Origin of the sequence: Pasteurella oralis, from assembly GCF_002850605.1 — a bacterium.
Classification (GTDB): domain Bacteria; phylum Pseudomonadota; class Gammaproteobacteria; order Enterobacterales; family Pasteurellaceae; genus Pasteurella; species Pasteurella oralis.
The window spans coordinates 166152-180559 of sequence record NZ_NXGB01000005.1 but is presented as its reverse complement, the minus strand read 5'-3'; the positions used below and the strand labels follow the sequence as shown (position 1 = coordinate 180559).

11 protein-coding genes and 3 tRNA genes are annotated in these 14408 nt (G+C 37.3%); 5 read left to right on the top strand and 9 right to left on the bottom strand.

The window, feature by feature from the left end:
• Positions 1 to 5 precede the first annotated feature (5 nt).
• From C0975_RS08115 to wecA, 5 genes are all read right to left on the bottom strand, one after another.
• Positions 6 to 82: transfer RNA gene (locus C0975_RS08115), tRNA-Pro, on the bottom strand.
• Positions 83 to 94: 12 nt separating this feature from the next.
• Positions 95 to 170: transfer RNA gene (locus C0975_RS08110), tRNA-His, on the bottom strand.
• 29 nt (positions 171 to 199) lie between these two features.
• Positions 200 to 276 (bottom strand) — tRNA-Arg (locus tag C0975_RS08105).
• 132 nt (positions 277 to 408) lie between these two features.
• Positions 409 to 1248 carry an LPS O-antigen chain length determinant protein WzzB gene (locus C0975_RS08100; RefSeq protein WP_101775889.1) on the bottom strand — a complete coding sequence of 280 codons (840 nt, stop codon included), beginning with the start codon at positions 1246 to 1248 and terminating at the stop codon, positions 409 to 411.
• Positions 1248 to 2324, bottom strand: coding sequence for a UDP-N-acetylglucosamine--undecaprenyl-phosphate N-acetylglucosaminephosphotransferase (wecA, locus tag C0975_RS08095; protein WP_101775888.1), 1077 nt, complete (start codon positions 2322 to 2324; stop codon positions 1248 to 1250). The genes C0975_RS08100 and wecA overlap by 1 nt, the downstream gene beginning before the upstream one ends.
• 130 nt (positions 2325 to 2454) lie before the next feature.
• Here wecA and hemL point away from each other — a divergent pair, with 130 nt between their 5' ends.
• Positions 2455 to 3747 (top strand): glutamate-1-semialdehyde 2,1-aminomutase, encoded by a 1293-nt coding sequence (gene hemL, locus C0975_RS08090; protein ID WP_101775887.1) that lies wholly within the window; start codon positions 2455 to 2457, stop codon positions 3745 to 3747.
• A 58-nt stretch (positions 3748 to 3805) separates the two neighbouring features.
• On the opposite strand, the gene glnD is transcribed toward hemL, so the two are convergent.
• A complete protein-coding gene (gene glnD, locus C0975_RS08085; protein ID WP_101775895.1) occupies positions 3806 to 6397 on the bottom strand; it encodes a bifunctional uridylyltransferase/uridylyl-removing protein GlnD in 2592 nt (863 codons plus the stop codon).
• A gap of 61 nt (positions 6398 to 6458) precedes the next feature.
• Positions 6459 to 7262 (bottom strand): type I methionyl aminopeptidase, encoded by an 804-nt coding sequence (gene map, locus C0975_RS08080; RefSeq protein WP_101775886.1) that lies wholly within the window; start codon positions 7260 to 7262, stop codon positions 6459 to 6461.
• A gap of 140 nt (positions 7263 to 7402) precedes the next feature.
• Between map and erpA the strand changes: the two genes are divergently transcribed.
• Genes erpA through mrcB form a run of 3 tightly spaced genes read left to right on the top strand, consistent with a single transcriptional unit; the run spans position 7403 to position 10460 of the window.
• Positions 7403 to 7744, top strand: a complete 342-nt coding sequence (erpA, locus tag C0975_RS08075; RefSeq protein ID WP_101775885.1) for an iron-sulfur cluster insertion protein ErpA — start codon at positions 7403 to 7405, stop codon at positions 7742 to 7744.
• A 1-nt stretch (position 7745) separates the two neighbouring features.
• A complete protein-coding gene (locus tag C0975_RS08070) occupies positions 7746 to 8102 on the top strand; it encodes a YacL family protein (protein WP_101775884.1) in 357 nt (118 codons plus the stop codon).
• A gap of 27 nt (positions 8103 to 8129) precedes the next feature.
• Positions 8130 to 10460 carry a penicillin-binding protein 1B gene (gene mrcB, locus C0975_RS08065; protein ID WP_101775883.1) on the top strand — a complete coding sequence of 777 codons (2331 nt, stop codon included), beginning with the start codon at positions 8130 to 8132 and terminating at the stop codon, positions 10458 to 10460.
• Positions 10461 to 10521: 61 nt separating this feature from the next.
• On the opposite strand, the gene C0975_RS08060 is transcribed toward mrcB, so the two are convergent.
• Together C0975_RS08060 and pepE are read right to left on the bottom strand one after the other, a co-directional pair.
• Positions 10522 to 11412 carry a Dyp-type peroxidase gene (locus C0975_RS08060; RefSeq protein ID WP_101775882.1) on the bottom strand — a complete coding sequence of 297 codons (891 nt, stop codon included), beginning with the start codon at positions 11410 to 11412 and terminating at the stop codon, positions 10522 to 10524.
• A 98-nt stretch (positions 11413 to 11510) separates the two neighbouring features.
• The gene (pepE, locus tag C0975_RS08055) at positions 11511 to 12215 is read right to left on the bottom strand and encodes a dipeptidase PepE (protein ID WP_101775881.1); all 705 of its coding nucleotides are present in this window, start codon (positions 12213 to 12215) and stop codon (positions 11511 to 11513) included.
• A 287-nt stretch (positions 12216 to 12502) separates the two neighbouring features.
• Between pepE and C0975_RS08050 the strand changes: the two genes are divergently transcribed.
• Complete coding sequence (locus C0975_RS08050) at positions 12503 to 14392, top strand: FTR1 family iron permease (protein WP_425440171.1); 1890 nt, start codon at positions 12503 to 12505, stop codon at positions 14390 to 14392.
• Positions 14393 to 14408 lie beyond the last annotated feature (16 nt).

Sequence of the window (14408 nt, the reverse complement as noted above, 5' to 3'; positions counted from 1 at the left end):
GAAATTGGTCGGCGAGATAGGATTTGAACCTACGACCCACTGGTCCCAAACCAGTTGCGCTACCAAGCTGCGCTACTCGCCGACTAGAAAAATTTGGGGTGGCTAATGGGACTTGAACCCATGACAACCGGAATCACAATCCGGGGCTCTACCAACTGAGCTATAGCCACCATATTTTGTTTTCATTGCATTGAACCTCTGGCACGCTCGACAGGATTTGAACCTGCGACCTTTGGCTCCGGAGGCCAACGCTCTATCCAACTGAGCTACGAGCGCTCATCGCGTCGTTGCGGGGCGTATATTAATGAGTTCCCAAACACTTGTCTAGTACTTTTTTGAAAAAAAAACTCATTAGATAGTTTTTTGTTCAATCTGAACAGGAGTTATTAAATATACGCCTATCTTTCATTAATTTAAAGCAGTTTGATTATTTTTACGTGAATTAAATATCAATAAAAATAATAGTGCAAAGAAAAATCCTATAAGCGCACCATATATTCCCCAGCACAAACGATTTGGTGAGACTGGCTTAATTGGCTGAGTGGGTTGTTTTGCATAACGATAAGCAGTAAATTGTTCATCTAATGGACTCACTGCTCTCATCATTTGTAGCTTACCTTGCCAATCTTGCGTAGAATCAACCACACTTTGTGCATTTCTGCCTAAATTAAATTCCGTTGCATTCTTAACCCGCTCAAACACAACTTTCCACTGTGTAATTAAATTACTATAAACAACTTTACGTGTTTCTTGATTGACATAATCAACAAATGTAGCAAGCAATTCTGTCGCTAATTTCGGATTTTCAAGTTCCAGACTCACTGTATCTGCAAATTCATTAGAATTAGCCATTTGAAATTTTATACTACTAACTAACTTTTCTAATAATGCAAGATCAATGTGCGTTTCACCAGTTTGTTTCTGTTTATAATACTCACTGGTTTGCCAAAAATAACGAATTCTATTTTCTGATATCAATTGTCTTGTAAATTCGTTATAAACAATTTCTGTATCGTCTAGCACATTATCTTTATTCTTAATGAATTGGTAGGTGGAAGAAAGTGAGTAATAATTGCCTAATGAAACAACATCGGGTCTTTCGACTTTTGCTTCAGCAATCCAAGATTTGCTAACAGAAAAACTACTTCCGTAAGCAATGACAGCTCCTAATACTGTAACGCCAATAATAGAAAATAGATTTTTTAACAAAGTGCGGTCAATTTTTTCAAAATTTTCTGTTTGAGTCATTATTTGTTCCTTGTCTGAATGCGTTTTGCTCTACGCTTCATTCGGCGAATCCAACGTGTAATCCGCCATGCTCGAGTAATTGAGTAAGAGTACATAAAAAATAAAAGAATAAATCCACCAAACATGAACCATTCATTGATATAAAAAATTTCACCTAGAATCCCAATTGTTGCACAAATTACAGCAGCAAAAGTAATTAATAAAAATGCCTGCCTTGAAGTTAAACCTGCTCGCATCATAAGATGGTGAACATGTAGACGATCAGGGCGGAAGGGACTTTTGCCTTTACGTAAACGGCGGTACATAATTGCGACCATATCAATTAATGGAATCGCAATGATCCAAAGTGCTGTAACGGGATTCATTGGATGTCCTTTGCCTTGCGTACTCAACAATAAAATCCAAATAATAGTAAAACCAATAAGAGTGCTTCCAGCATCTCCCATAAATACTTTAAATTTAGCGCCCAGAGGAATACCGAGATTCATCATAAAATAAGGTAAGATAGCAATAATTAATGCAAAACTCCAATAAGCTAAATCAAGCTGGTTATCCATCACTAATAAAATACCAATTGAAGCAAACGCAACACTAGATAGTCCACCTAATAAGCCATCAATACCATCAATCATGTTAAAAGCATTAATTGCTGCAATAGTTGCTAATACGGTGATAATTAAGCCGATTGATCCTAATGTGAGTTGGAAAGGTCCAATAATCTGTCCTAAATGATCTAAATATAAATTACCAAGATCAATCATGAGCACCGCCAATATCGCTTGAATTCCTGCGCGTAAAAACGGGCTGATATCAAAACGATCGTCAATTATGCCAATAACTAATAAGACAAAAATACTAAATAGATAAAGTGCAGGTAAACGCATTTGTTCCCATTCTAATAGATAGAAACAAAGGTTACCGACAAATAAAGAAATACCGCCAATGAGTGGAATCGCGCCTTGATGTCGCTTACGATAATTTGGTTTATCAACTAAACCAAGCTTATTAGCAATAGGTCTCATCACTAATAATGTAAAAAAAGCACCTAAAAAAGTAACAAATAAACTCAATAGCATTGAATCTTTCCTTTGAATTTTTATGCGCGAAGAATACCATAAAGCCTTTTTCTTCCATAAATATTTTTATCTATTTACCACTTTTTACAGTAAAATAAAAACAATTTGACGTGTAACTTAGGATTTTATTATGACAACATCAGCATCTTTATTTCAACGCGCGCAACAAACTATCCCCGGTGGAGTAAATTCACCCGTACGAGCATTTAAAAGTGTTGGCGATACACCTGTTTTCATTGAAAAAGCGCAAGGTGCTTATATCTTTGATGCTGAAGGGAAACAATATATTGATTATGTGGGTTCGTGGGGACCTATGATTCTTGGGCATAACCATCCAGCCATTCTCAATGCCGTAATAAAAACCGCAAAAAATGGCTTAAGTTTTGGTGCACCAACACCGTTAGAGATTGAGCTTGCTGAACTAGTCTGCTCGCTGATTCCTTCTATGGAAATGATACGTATGGTCAGCTCTGGTACAGAAGCAACAATGTCGGCTATTCGTCTAGCTCGTGGTTATACTGGTAGAGATAAAATTATTAAATTCGAAGGTTGCTATCATGGACATGCCGATTCATTATTAGTAAAAGCAGGATCTGGCGCTCTTACTTTAGGTCAACCAAACTCTCCTGGTGTACCTGCTGATTTTGCTAAACACACTTTAACTTGTCATTACAATGATCTTGAATCCGTCAAACAAGCATTCACACAATTTCCAAACGAAATTGCTTGTGTCATTGTTGAACCCGTTGCAGGTAATATGAATTGTGTCCCACCCAAAGCAGATTTTTTACAAGGTTTACGTACTCTCTGCGATGAATACAATGCGGTGTTTATTATTGATGAAGTCATGACAGGTTTCCGTGTTGCTTTAGGTGGCGCACAATCTTATTACAATGTGAAACCTGATTTAACTTGTCTTGGCAAAGTCATTGGAGGCGGTATGCCGGTTGGTGCATTTGGTGGTAAAAAAGAAATTATGCAATTCATTGCTCCACTAGGCCCTGTTTATCAAGCAGGCACCTTGTCAGGTAATCCGATTGCAATGGCAGCGGGATTAGCTTGTTTAAATGAACTAAAAAAATCAGGTAATGAACAACGTCTTGCGATACAAACTGAAAAGCTTGCGCTCGGTTTAAAAACACTAGCAGATAAATATCAAGTTCCCTTTGTTGTGAATTATGTTGGTGGCATGTTTGGTTTATTTTTTACCGATAAAGCTGAAGTATCCTCCTATCAAGACGTAATGGCAGCTGACACGCAAAAATTTAACTTTTTCTTCCATAAAATGTTAGAACAAGGTATTTATCTTGCCCCTTCTGCTTTTGAAGCTGGTTTTATGTCTTTAGCTCATTCAGAACAAGACATTGAATCCACACTACGAGCCGCAGATATTGCATTTGCAGCCCTAGCCAGCAATCAATAACAAAATATGACAAAAACAAGACCGCACTTTAATAAGTGCGGTCACTTTTTATCAAATTTTAGCGCAGGACTTGATAAAGCCGTTCTTCTAACTGCGCTCTTTCACTGACAGTAAGAGCTTTATTCTGACTATTAGTTAAAATAAAGAAATCTTCTGCCCGCTCACCAATCGTAGTAATTTTCGCATTAAGCAAATTCAATTTTAACTCGCTGAATACTTGACTCACTTTAGCTAACAAGCCCGTTTGATCTAACGCAAATAACTCCATTTCTGTTTGATCTGTTCGGTTTTCTTTCAAAAAGCGAATCTCTGTCTTGACGCTAAAATGAATCAATTTAGGATTAGGCAATATAGTATTTTTTATTGGTTGAGGCGTTGAAAGTGCTTTATTCAGCGCTTTTTCTAAACTGCGACGACGTTCAAATTTTGCTAACTTACCATCTAATTCAGTCACAATAAAACTATCAAAAACATAACCATCATGACTAGTAATAATTTGTGCATCATGAATACTGAATTTTTTGGCACCAATCGTTGTCACAACTTTGTTAAATAAGTTCGGTTGGTCTTTACAGTACACAAAAATTTCAGTACCACCTTCTGAAAATCGGTTACTGATTTTAACTAATAATTCTTCATTTAATTCAGATAATAATTGTGTATGCCATGCAATTTGTTTTGGTGTATTACGTAAAAAATATTCATCTGGACATCTTTGCCAAATCTCAGTGATCTGCTGTTGATTATGTGCACTATTCTGTGCTAACAACAATGCCAATGCTTGTTGACGATGTGTATCAATTTTTTGTTGATGATCAAGTAAGCAATCCATACCTTGATCAAATTGTTGGCGAGTAAATTGATATAAGGTTGCAATTAATGTACGTTTCCAACTGTTCCATAATGTTTCATTCGTCGCACAAATGTCAGCAACAGTTAAACAAGTCAGATAATCTAAACGTACTTGATTTTGTACTGCGGCGGCAAACGCTAATACAACCTCAGGATCATGAATATCTCGTCTTTGCGCAGTCACTGACATTAATAAGTGTTGCTTTACTAACCATACTAATGTATGAATCTCACGCTGATCAAAACCATGTAATTCGGCAAACGCTGCCACATCAACGGCACCAAGTTCAGCATGATCGCCGCCTCTGCCTTTTGCAATATCATGGAATAATGCAGCAATATACAGTAAGGTACGGTCAGTTAAATATGGGAATATTTGACTACACACAGGATGAATTTGTTGACTTTCAGGATCTAAAAAATATTCTAATTTCAATAAAGTACGTAACGTATGTTCATCAACGGTATAACAATGAAATAAATCAAATTGCATTAACCCCGCAACATGATGCCATTGTGGCAAATACGCATTTAATACACCGTACTTGTGCATTGGCACAAAGGCTCGTTCAATTGCTTTAGGTTGATTAAATAAACGTAAAAACTTTTCTCTAGCGGCAGGAAAATCACTCAAATAGCCAACTAATTGTTCAAGCGCAAGATGCAATTGACGTAAGGTAGAAGAATGAATGTCTGCTTGATGGTGTTGAGTCAAATGAAAAAAAAGATCGAGAATCTGTTCAGGTTGTTGCACAAAAATCTGAGGATGTCGTAAACAAATCGCATTATCTACTAATTGAAAATAACTATCTAAGATGTGTATTTGAGCAGTTCCATCAGTTTGTAAAAAATGTTCACGATAATGTTTTACTAACAAATCACTCAATAATGAAATGGCTTGCAAGGCTTGAAAAAATGTTTTCATCATTTTCTCTACCCCTTGATTTGCTTGTCCTTCAAACCCTAATAATTCCGCCACTCGAATTTGTCGTTCAAACAAAAGCCGATTGTCATAGCGTTTTAAAATTAAATGCAAAGCAAAACGTACCTTGAATAAGAATTGCTGACTTTCTTGTAACAATTCGTATTCTTCAGGATAAATAAAACCTGATTTTAAAATATCATCTAAGTTTTTCGCGCCAGTATGGCGTAATGCAATCCAATACAATAAATGCAAGTCACGTAAGCCACCCGGACTGTGTTTAATATCAGGCTCAAGGTTATAACTCGTATTGTGATAACGTTGATAACGTGCAGCACGCTCTTGCGTTTTGGCTCTAAAAAACGCATCACATGGCCAAAAGTCAGTTTGTTGGACAAGGCTTGTTAATTGATTAAATAGCGCTTGGTTGCCCGTTAAATAACGTGCCTCTAATAAATTTGTTGCGACAGTGATATCCTGCTGCCCTTCAGTTTTACATTCAACTAAAGTACGTACAGCATGTCCCACATCAAAACCACTGTCCCATAAGAATTGGATCAATTGACGAATTTGCTGGCTTGTTTGCTGATCGAGTTCTTGTTCGGTTAAGATTAAAAAATCTAAATCTGATAACGGGAACATTTCTTCACGACCATATCCCCCAACTGCGATAAGAGTTAATTGTGAATGATCAGCTAACTGAAATTGTTGCCAAAGATCACACAAAAGCTGGTCACAAAATAACGTGCGATTTGCAATGAGCTGATACACTGAAAACGCTGTAAAATGTTGCTGTTCAAAGTGTTTTAAACTTTCTTTCTGCATTTTGACCACACTTGCACACAATGTTGTGACAGGGGAATATGAAAAAAGCATACTTGCCTCAATATCAATATAAAAAATGGCTGAAAGCTCAGCCATATTATTATCTATCTCATTATTGATTTACCATAATGCGTTGAATGCGTCCTTCTGCAATTTCTTCATCGCGTATTGTCATTACCTCACAACCCGTTTCAGTCACGACAAGTTGATGTTCATATTGTGCAGAATGACTACGATCTTTGGTTTTTACTGTCCAACCATCACCCATTAAACGCACTTCTTTCTTACCAGCATTGATCATGGGTTCAATCGTAAACACCATGCCTGGTTGTAATATCACACCACCATCATCAGCATAATAATGCAATACTTGTGGCTCGCAATGAAATTCAGATCCGATACCATGCCCACAATATTCGCGCACAACGCTAAATCCTTGACCCTCAGTATATTTTTGTACCGCACGACCAATTTCATTTAAACGTATACCCGCCTTAACTGTTCTTAAGCCAACATATAAAGCTTCTTGTGCCGCGTCACAAAGTTTTTTACTACGTAGATTAGTTTCGCCAACAATATACATTTTCGAATTATCGCCAAAATAACCCTCTTTGATAACTGTGATATCAATATTAACAATATCGCCATGCTTGAGAATTTTATCTTCGCTTGGAATCCCATGACAAACAACTTCATTAATAGAAATACAAGTCGCTTTAGGAAAACCATGATAGCCAAGACAAGCTGGAATGGTTTTTTGCTGCTCTACCATATATGCATGACAAATACGGTCTAATTCGCCCGTACTCACACCTGCTTTAACATAAGGTTCAATCATCACTAATACATCAGAAGCTAATTTACAAGCTTCGCGCAATTTCATAATTTCTTCTTCTGTTCTTAATGGAATTGCCATACTAAAATTTTTCTCCATAAAACTCAGTTGTACAAGAATTATAACACCATCTCCCGCAAAAATCCTTGATAAATTCTTGAACGGATTAGTCGGTTATTAGATAATACACGAATTCAGTTGAAATTATAGCGAGATAAATTATGACAGATATTTCCGTGCCACTGATCTTCACTGATGCGGCTGCGAATAAAGTAAAAGCACTCATTAGCGAAGAAGAAAATCCAAACCTAAAGTTACGCGTATATATTACAGGTGGCGGTTGTAGTGGTTTCCAATATGGCTTTACTTTTGACGAAAAAGTCAACGAAGGAGATCTTACTATTGAGAAATCGGGTGTACAGTTAGTTATTGATCCAATGAGTCTACAATATCTTATTGGTGGTACTGTAGATTATACCGAAGGTTTAGAAGGATCGCGCTTTATCGTCAATAATCCCAATGCGTCCACAACCTGTGGCTGCGGTTCATCATTCAGTATTTAATATGGACTTTCAATTTACTTCTCAATTAGGCACCATTGTGGTTCAGTGTTCTATGGGACACGAAGCCGTTGCTAACTGGTTTAATAGTGAAGTGCGGTCAAATTCGGATAAAATTCAGTGCGCACTTCATCAAATCCAAACGCTCAAGCCGCAACAAGAACTCACTTTAATCGGTCACGAATATACGCTGTTTATTAATCAACAAGAAATCATGGTACGTGCCAATAATTTAGCTGTTGATAGCGATCAGCCTCTTGAAGATGACTTCCATTATTATGATGAAGAAAGTATTGCTTTTTGTGGCACTGATGATTTTATTCATTTCTTACAATCTTATTTAGATTTTATTCAGCAATAATTCATCGCCTCAACTCGAGAATGTCCTATGTCAAAAGCGAAAAAAACGAAACTAACACAAAGAAAACCTTGGTGTATTTTTTTCATTAAAGTCGCCTTCACTTTGACTTGCCTGCTGACCTTCTATGCGGTGTATTTGGACTGGCAGATTAGGACGAAAATGAATGGGCAAATTTGGCGACTTCCGGCAGAAGTATATAGTCGAATTGAAAGTATTCGTCTTGAAGATAACCTGGCATTTGAGCAAGTAAAACAACTATTATTAGATAATGAATACCGCCAAACTAAGCTCATTGCCGCACCTGGCGATTTTAAAATTGAAGACAATACTATTGTTTTATTACGCCGAGCTTTTCCCTTCCCAGTACAACCAGAGGCACAACGTGTTTTCCGTTTACGCTTTCAAAATGGACAATTAAATGTCATTGAAGATTTAATTAACCAGCGTACTATTTCAGAATTTCGTCTAGCCCCTAAATTGATTGCGATGTTGCAATCAGATAAAGAAGAACGTCTTGCTATTGCGCTACAAAATTATCCACGCTTACTCATTGACGCATTATTATTAACTGAAGATCGCCGCTTTTACCAGCATGAAGGCATTAGTTTGCTTGGCATCGCACGTGCGACAATTACCAATATCCAAGCAGGGCATACGGTACAAGGTGGTAGTACCTTAACACAACAGCTCGTCAAAAATCTTTTTCTGAGTAATGAACGCACCTTAACACGTAAAATCAATGAAGCCTTAATGGCGGTTATTCTTGATTGGCGTTATGACAAAAATCGGATTTTAGAAACTTATCTGAATGAAATTTATTTAGGGCAAAGTGGTGATACACAAATCCATGGTTTTGAGTTAGCCAGTCATTTTTACTTTGGACGCTCAACACGCGAAATTAGTCTTGACCAAATTGCTTTATTAGTCGGTATGGTAAAAGGGCCTTCTTTATATAATCCATGGCGTAATCCTAAAAATGCTTTAGAGCGTCGCAATGTGGTTTTGCGTTTGTTATTAGATCATAAAGTGATCGGCGAAGAACTTTACCAAATGCTAGTTCAGCGCCCATTAGGAGTGCAAGAACGCGGGCAAATAACACGTAAATACCCTGCCTTTATGCAAACACTGCAAGCAGAACTACGCGAGCAATTAGGTGAAAGTAAAGCCAGTAATTTATTAGGGGCACGTATTTTTTCGACTTTAGATAGCAAACAACAGACTCATGCTGAAAATGCCGTTGTCAGTGCGACTTCTACTTTGCAAGCGAAGCATAAAAATCCACATTTACAGGCAGCAATGGTTATTGCAGATTATCGTTTAGGTGAAGTCCGTGCATTAGTTGGTGGCTTACAAACACAATATGCGGGTTTTAACCGCGCATTAAGTGCTAAACGTCAAATTGGTTCATTAGTTAAACCTTCTATTTATTTAACCGCACTTGCACAACCAGATCGTTTTCGACTAAATACACCAATTCAAAATCAACCAATCACGATTAATATTAAAGGTAGCCCACCTTGGCAGCCGCGTAATTATGATCGCAAATATAGTGGCTCAGTCATGTTGATGGATGCTCTTGCTCGTTCATTAAATATTCCAACTGTGAATATTGGTATGCAAGTTGGTTTAACTAATGTTATTGAAACACAACAAAAAATGGGCTGGGATAAAATAAAAATTCCTAAAGTACCATCAACTTTATTAGGTGCTTATGCTATCTCACCTTATGAAGTCACACATTTATACCAAGTCATTGCGAACCAAGGGCAAAAAATCCCATTAGCGACTATTGATAGTATTACTGATCAACAAGGTAACTTATTATATCAACGTCGTTTAGAACCAGAACAAGTGGTCTCTGCAGAAGCCGCCTACCAAACATTATATGCCATGCAGCAAACCGTTGAACGTGGCACAGCACGTAGCTTACAAAATCAATTTGCTCATTTACATTTAGCGGGAAAAACCGGCACAACAAATGATGCAAGAGATACTTGGTTTGTAGGTATTGATGGTACACACGTCACTACGGTTTGGTTAGGGCGTGATGATAATGCAGAAACCAAACTGACAGGTGCTTCTGGTGCGTTACAAATCTATCGTGACTATGTACAACGTAACGTCACTCTCCCTCTTAGCTTAGCGCCATTAACAACAATCAAATGGGTCGGCATTAATGAACATGGGGGTTGGGATTGTACAAGCCCACGTAAAATTCCAGTGTGGATAAATAAGGAGCAATCTTTCTGTCAATCTACTGAGTCCGCACCACGTCAACCTAGTGTTTGGGATGTTCTCAGCCCTGAACATAATTCATTGGATCAGTTAGCGCCAGTAGAAGAAGCCACTGCAAACTAATACAAAAAGTGCGGTCAAAATTTTTAAAATTTCGACCGCACTTATGGTTATAATAGGTGAATTATAAATTTTTCAACTTATCTAAAGAAGGCGCAAAATAGTAACTGCCAGTCACTGCTTTCGTAAAACCTAACAAGCGATCGGTTTTACCATCTTTCTCACCAAACATATTCAATAATTGCTGTTCAATATTATATAAAGTGGCGCAATAGGCAATAAAGAACAAGCCATGTTTACCACTCGCTGTACCATAAGGTAAACTTTGACGTAAAATTTTCAGTCCCACGCCATTTTCTTTTAAATCGGTACGACCTACATGGGAAGTATCTAATTTATCTTCTAATTCAACACTATCTGGTTTAGTACGACCAATTACCGTTTCTTGTTTTGCTGTCGTTAACTTTTCCCATTTAGTTAAATTATGTTCATAACGCTGGGTAAATACATAGCTTCCACCTATATCATCCCCCTGCGCAATTAACGCTACTTCAGCACGTTTAGCATCTTGCGGATTTTCAGTACCATCAACAAAACCGGTAAAATCACGTTCTTCAATCCAACGAAAACCATGAATTTCCTGTTCAACATGAATAGCACCACCAAAAGCTGCTATCGCCGCTTGTGCAACAGAAAAGTTAACATCAGGACGTAATGACTGAATATGGACTAATAGATCATATTGTGTCGCTGGCGCAGAAGCATCACCCTTACCTAAAGTAACAAAAGGCTTTAATTCTTTTGCACTCTTTTCACCCGCTAATTGTTTCCAAACTTTATCGCCAAAAGCAACCACTGCACCTAATCTGGCATCAGGAAATTGTTGCTGTAATTGCACAAGTCTGTCGCAGAACTGGCGACTTGCCTCAGAGATCACAGATAAATCAGTGATATTCGCTTCTAAATAAATTGCTGCTTTACAATGTTCTAATAATACGCCACTTTGAGCTGTCATGTTGTTCTCTCTCTATAAAATCTAAAAAGCGACTTAGATTATAAGCGGTTATGATCTTTTCACCAAACAAAGTTAAACAAAAGATCACAAAATATCGACTAATAACGGATAGTCTCGCCACTAGGAATCGTTTCTAACTGCATATTTTCACTAAATAACAAAATATCATGCATGCCTAAAGTAGTCGCCGTATCCCCCTGTATAGATAACGCGGTTCCTTCTGGTAAGGCATACACTTTTGCGTTTGGATTAACAAGCAAAAACTCTGCGAGTCTTTCTTCACGACTCTCTCCGTTATGCCCTTGTGGCTTACCAGAAATAAAATGTGGATTTAATTGATGTGGAAATAAATTTAAAGCATGGAATGATGGAGGATAAGTAATCGGCATATCATTAGTCGTCATAATAGAATAACCAGCCACATTAGCACCTGCACTCCAACCAAAATAAGGTGTGCCTGATTCAACTTTAGCGCGAATGAGATCAATTAATTGATGTTCATACATGCCGTTTAACAAACAAAATGTATTCCCACCTCCAATTGCAATCACATCTGCTTGCTCAATGATATCCGCATGTCTTACTGCTCGATGCACAGACACAATATTTACTTTCAATTCAGCTAATGCCTTTTGAACTTTCGCCTCGTATTCGTCATAAGATTGGCGCACACCAGCATAAGGAATAAAAGCCACCATTTTACCTTGATAATCAGCTAAAAACCGTGTTAACCAAGGAATTGTATGGACTAAATAATCAGTTTGTTGATATTTAGAACCGCTCATCAATAACATTTTTTTCATCATTTGCCTCACTATGCTTTTAATTCACATTAATATATTAATTATGCAATGCCTCAAAAGAAAGATAAAAACAAAGTTATGTATTTCGTGAACAAAATCACAGAATGCATTTCTCGATGTTAAATTTTCGTTAAATCAAATAACGTTGCTAAAACTTGTGCTTTTAGTCACATTTTCAACACGATTTGTTTATTTTTGTTGCGAAAAAAATTCATAAGCGCATAATTGCACTAACGAAGATAATAATCACTATCATTTAGGTTAGTCATATGAATCGCTTTCATTGGATGCGATATATTTTTTTCATTATCGCAGTATTTTTCTTTTCTACTACACAAGCCAAAGATAACTATGCACAATGGGTACAAGATATTGAAAGCCGCCTTGATAAAACAGCAGTGTTGTATCAGCAAAATAATATTGAGGATGCTCGTACTGAAGTGCAAATGGCGTATTTTGAAGTATTTGAAAATTTAGAAGGTCCGATTCGAATTAATTTCTCAGCACAAAAAAGCTATCAAATGGAAGCGACATTCGGTGAAATTCGCAAAATGATTGGTGAGGGGAAACCACTCGTCGAAGTACAAAATAAAATTGATGGACTAAAAACAGCACTCCAAGAAGTTTTACCTGCACTTACCGAAGGGCACCAACTCAATGCCTCAGGACAACATGATGTTTATACTAATCAGCAAATCGCCCAACATTGGCAGCAGAGTTTTAAAATCATTGATGATCTGTTAGCCCAAGCAATCACGGCTTATGAAAATGGTGATTTTGCTCAAGCGAAACAACGAGTACAACAAGCGCAATACGACGGTTTTAAAAACTCTGAAATGGAGATGTCAATTCGCCAAAATCGTTCCGCCGCAATTTCCGCAGGGATAAATCAACAATTTTACGATTTGATCCGCTTAAGTGACAAACCCGATCAAATCAACCATCTAGGCTATCAAATTACTGTATTATTACAGGATATTGAAGAACAATTACCTGATTTACCTACTACACGTGAACATCAAGTGACTCAGTCAACTGAAGCACAATTGGCGGATAATACGCCAGATCAAGATTGGAACAAGGTCACCACAGAAATCAACCAACGTATCCAACAAGCCATTACGTTATACCAACAAGGTGACAACAAAAAAGCCATGCTTGCAGTACAAGATACTTACTTTGATGTGTTTGAAAGTAGTGGTATGGAAAATAAAGTTGGTTCGCGCGATAGCAATTTTAAAGCAGAACTTGAAGGTTACTTCACTCGCTTAGTCAGCTTAATTAAAGCTAATGCGAGCCCCGAACAATTACAACAGCAAGCATCAGGATTAGCACAAGGTTTAAATAATGCAGTTGAAATGTTACAAGGTGCAAATCAAAGCCATTGGTCAATGTTCCTCTATAGCTTACTGATTATTTTACGCGAAGGTTTAGAGGCTTTGCTAATTGTTGCCGCGATTGTGACTTATTTAATTAAAAATAATCATCAGGACAAATTACCTGTCATTCGCCAATCAGTTTATGTCGCATTAATAGGTAGTGTCATCACCGCTATTATTTTCCAATTAGTCTTCTCAAATGCAGGCGCAAGCCGTGAACTTTTGGAAGGTTTCACGATGATGATCGCTGTTGTTATGCTATTTATGATGAGTTATTGGTTATTATCTAAAATCGAAGCACAAAATTGGAAACGTTACTTAGAAGGTAAACTCTCTGCTGCCCTAACGACAGGTTCATTAGTTGGGCTATGGCTAACCAGCTTTTTAGCGGTTTACCGTGAAGGTGCTGAAACTGTGCTGTTTTATTATGCTTTAGTAGGCGATGCAACAAGTGCGGTCAGTTATTTCTATCTTTTAGCAGGTTTCGTCGTTGGCGTTGTTATTCTGGCAATTTGTTACCTCATCATGCGCTACACTGTAGTGAGATTACCATTAAAGCCATTCTTTATGTTCACTGGTATATTTATGTACCTTATGGCATTTGTATTTGCCGGAAAAAGTGTTCTAGAATTAATTGAAGGTAAATTATTTGAACCAACTTTGATTACAAGTGTACCTGAAATCAGCTGGTTAGGTATTTACCCTTATGTCGAAACATTACTACCACAAGTTGTTTTAATTTTTGCAGCAATTTTTGCTTTGTTCTATATGAAGTATCAAAGTAATAAAGCGATTTAATGTTATAAATCAATAC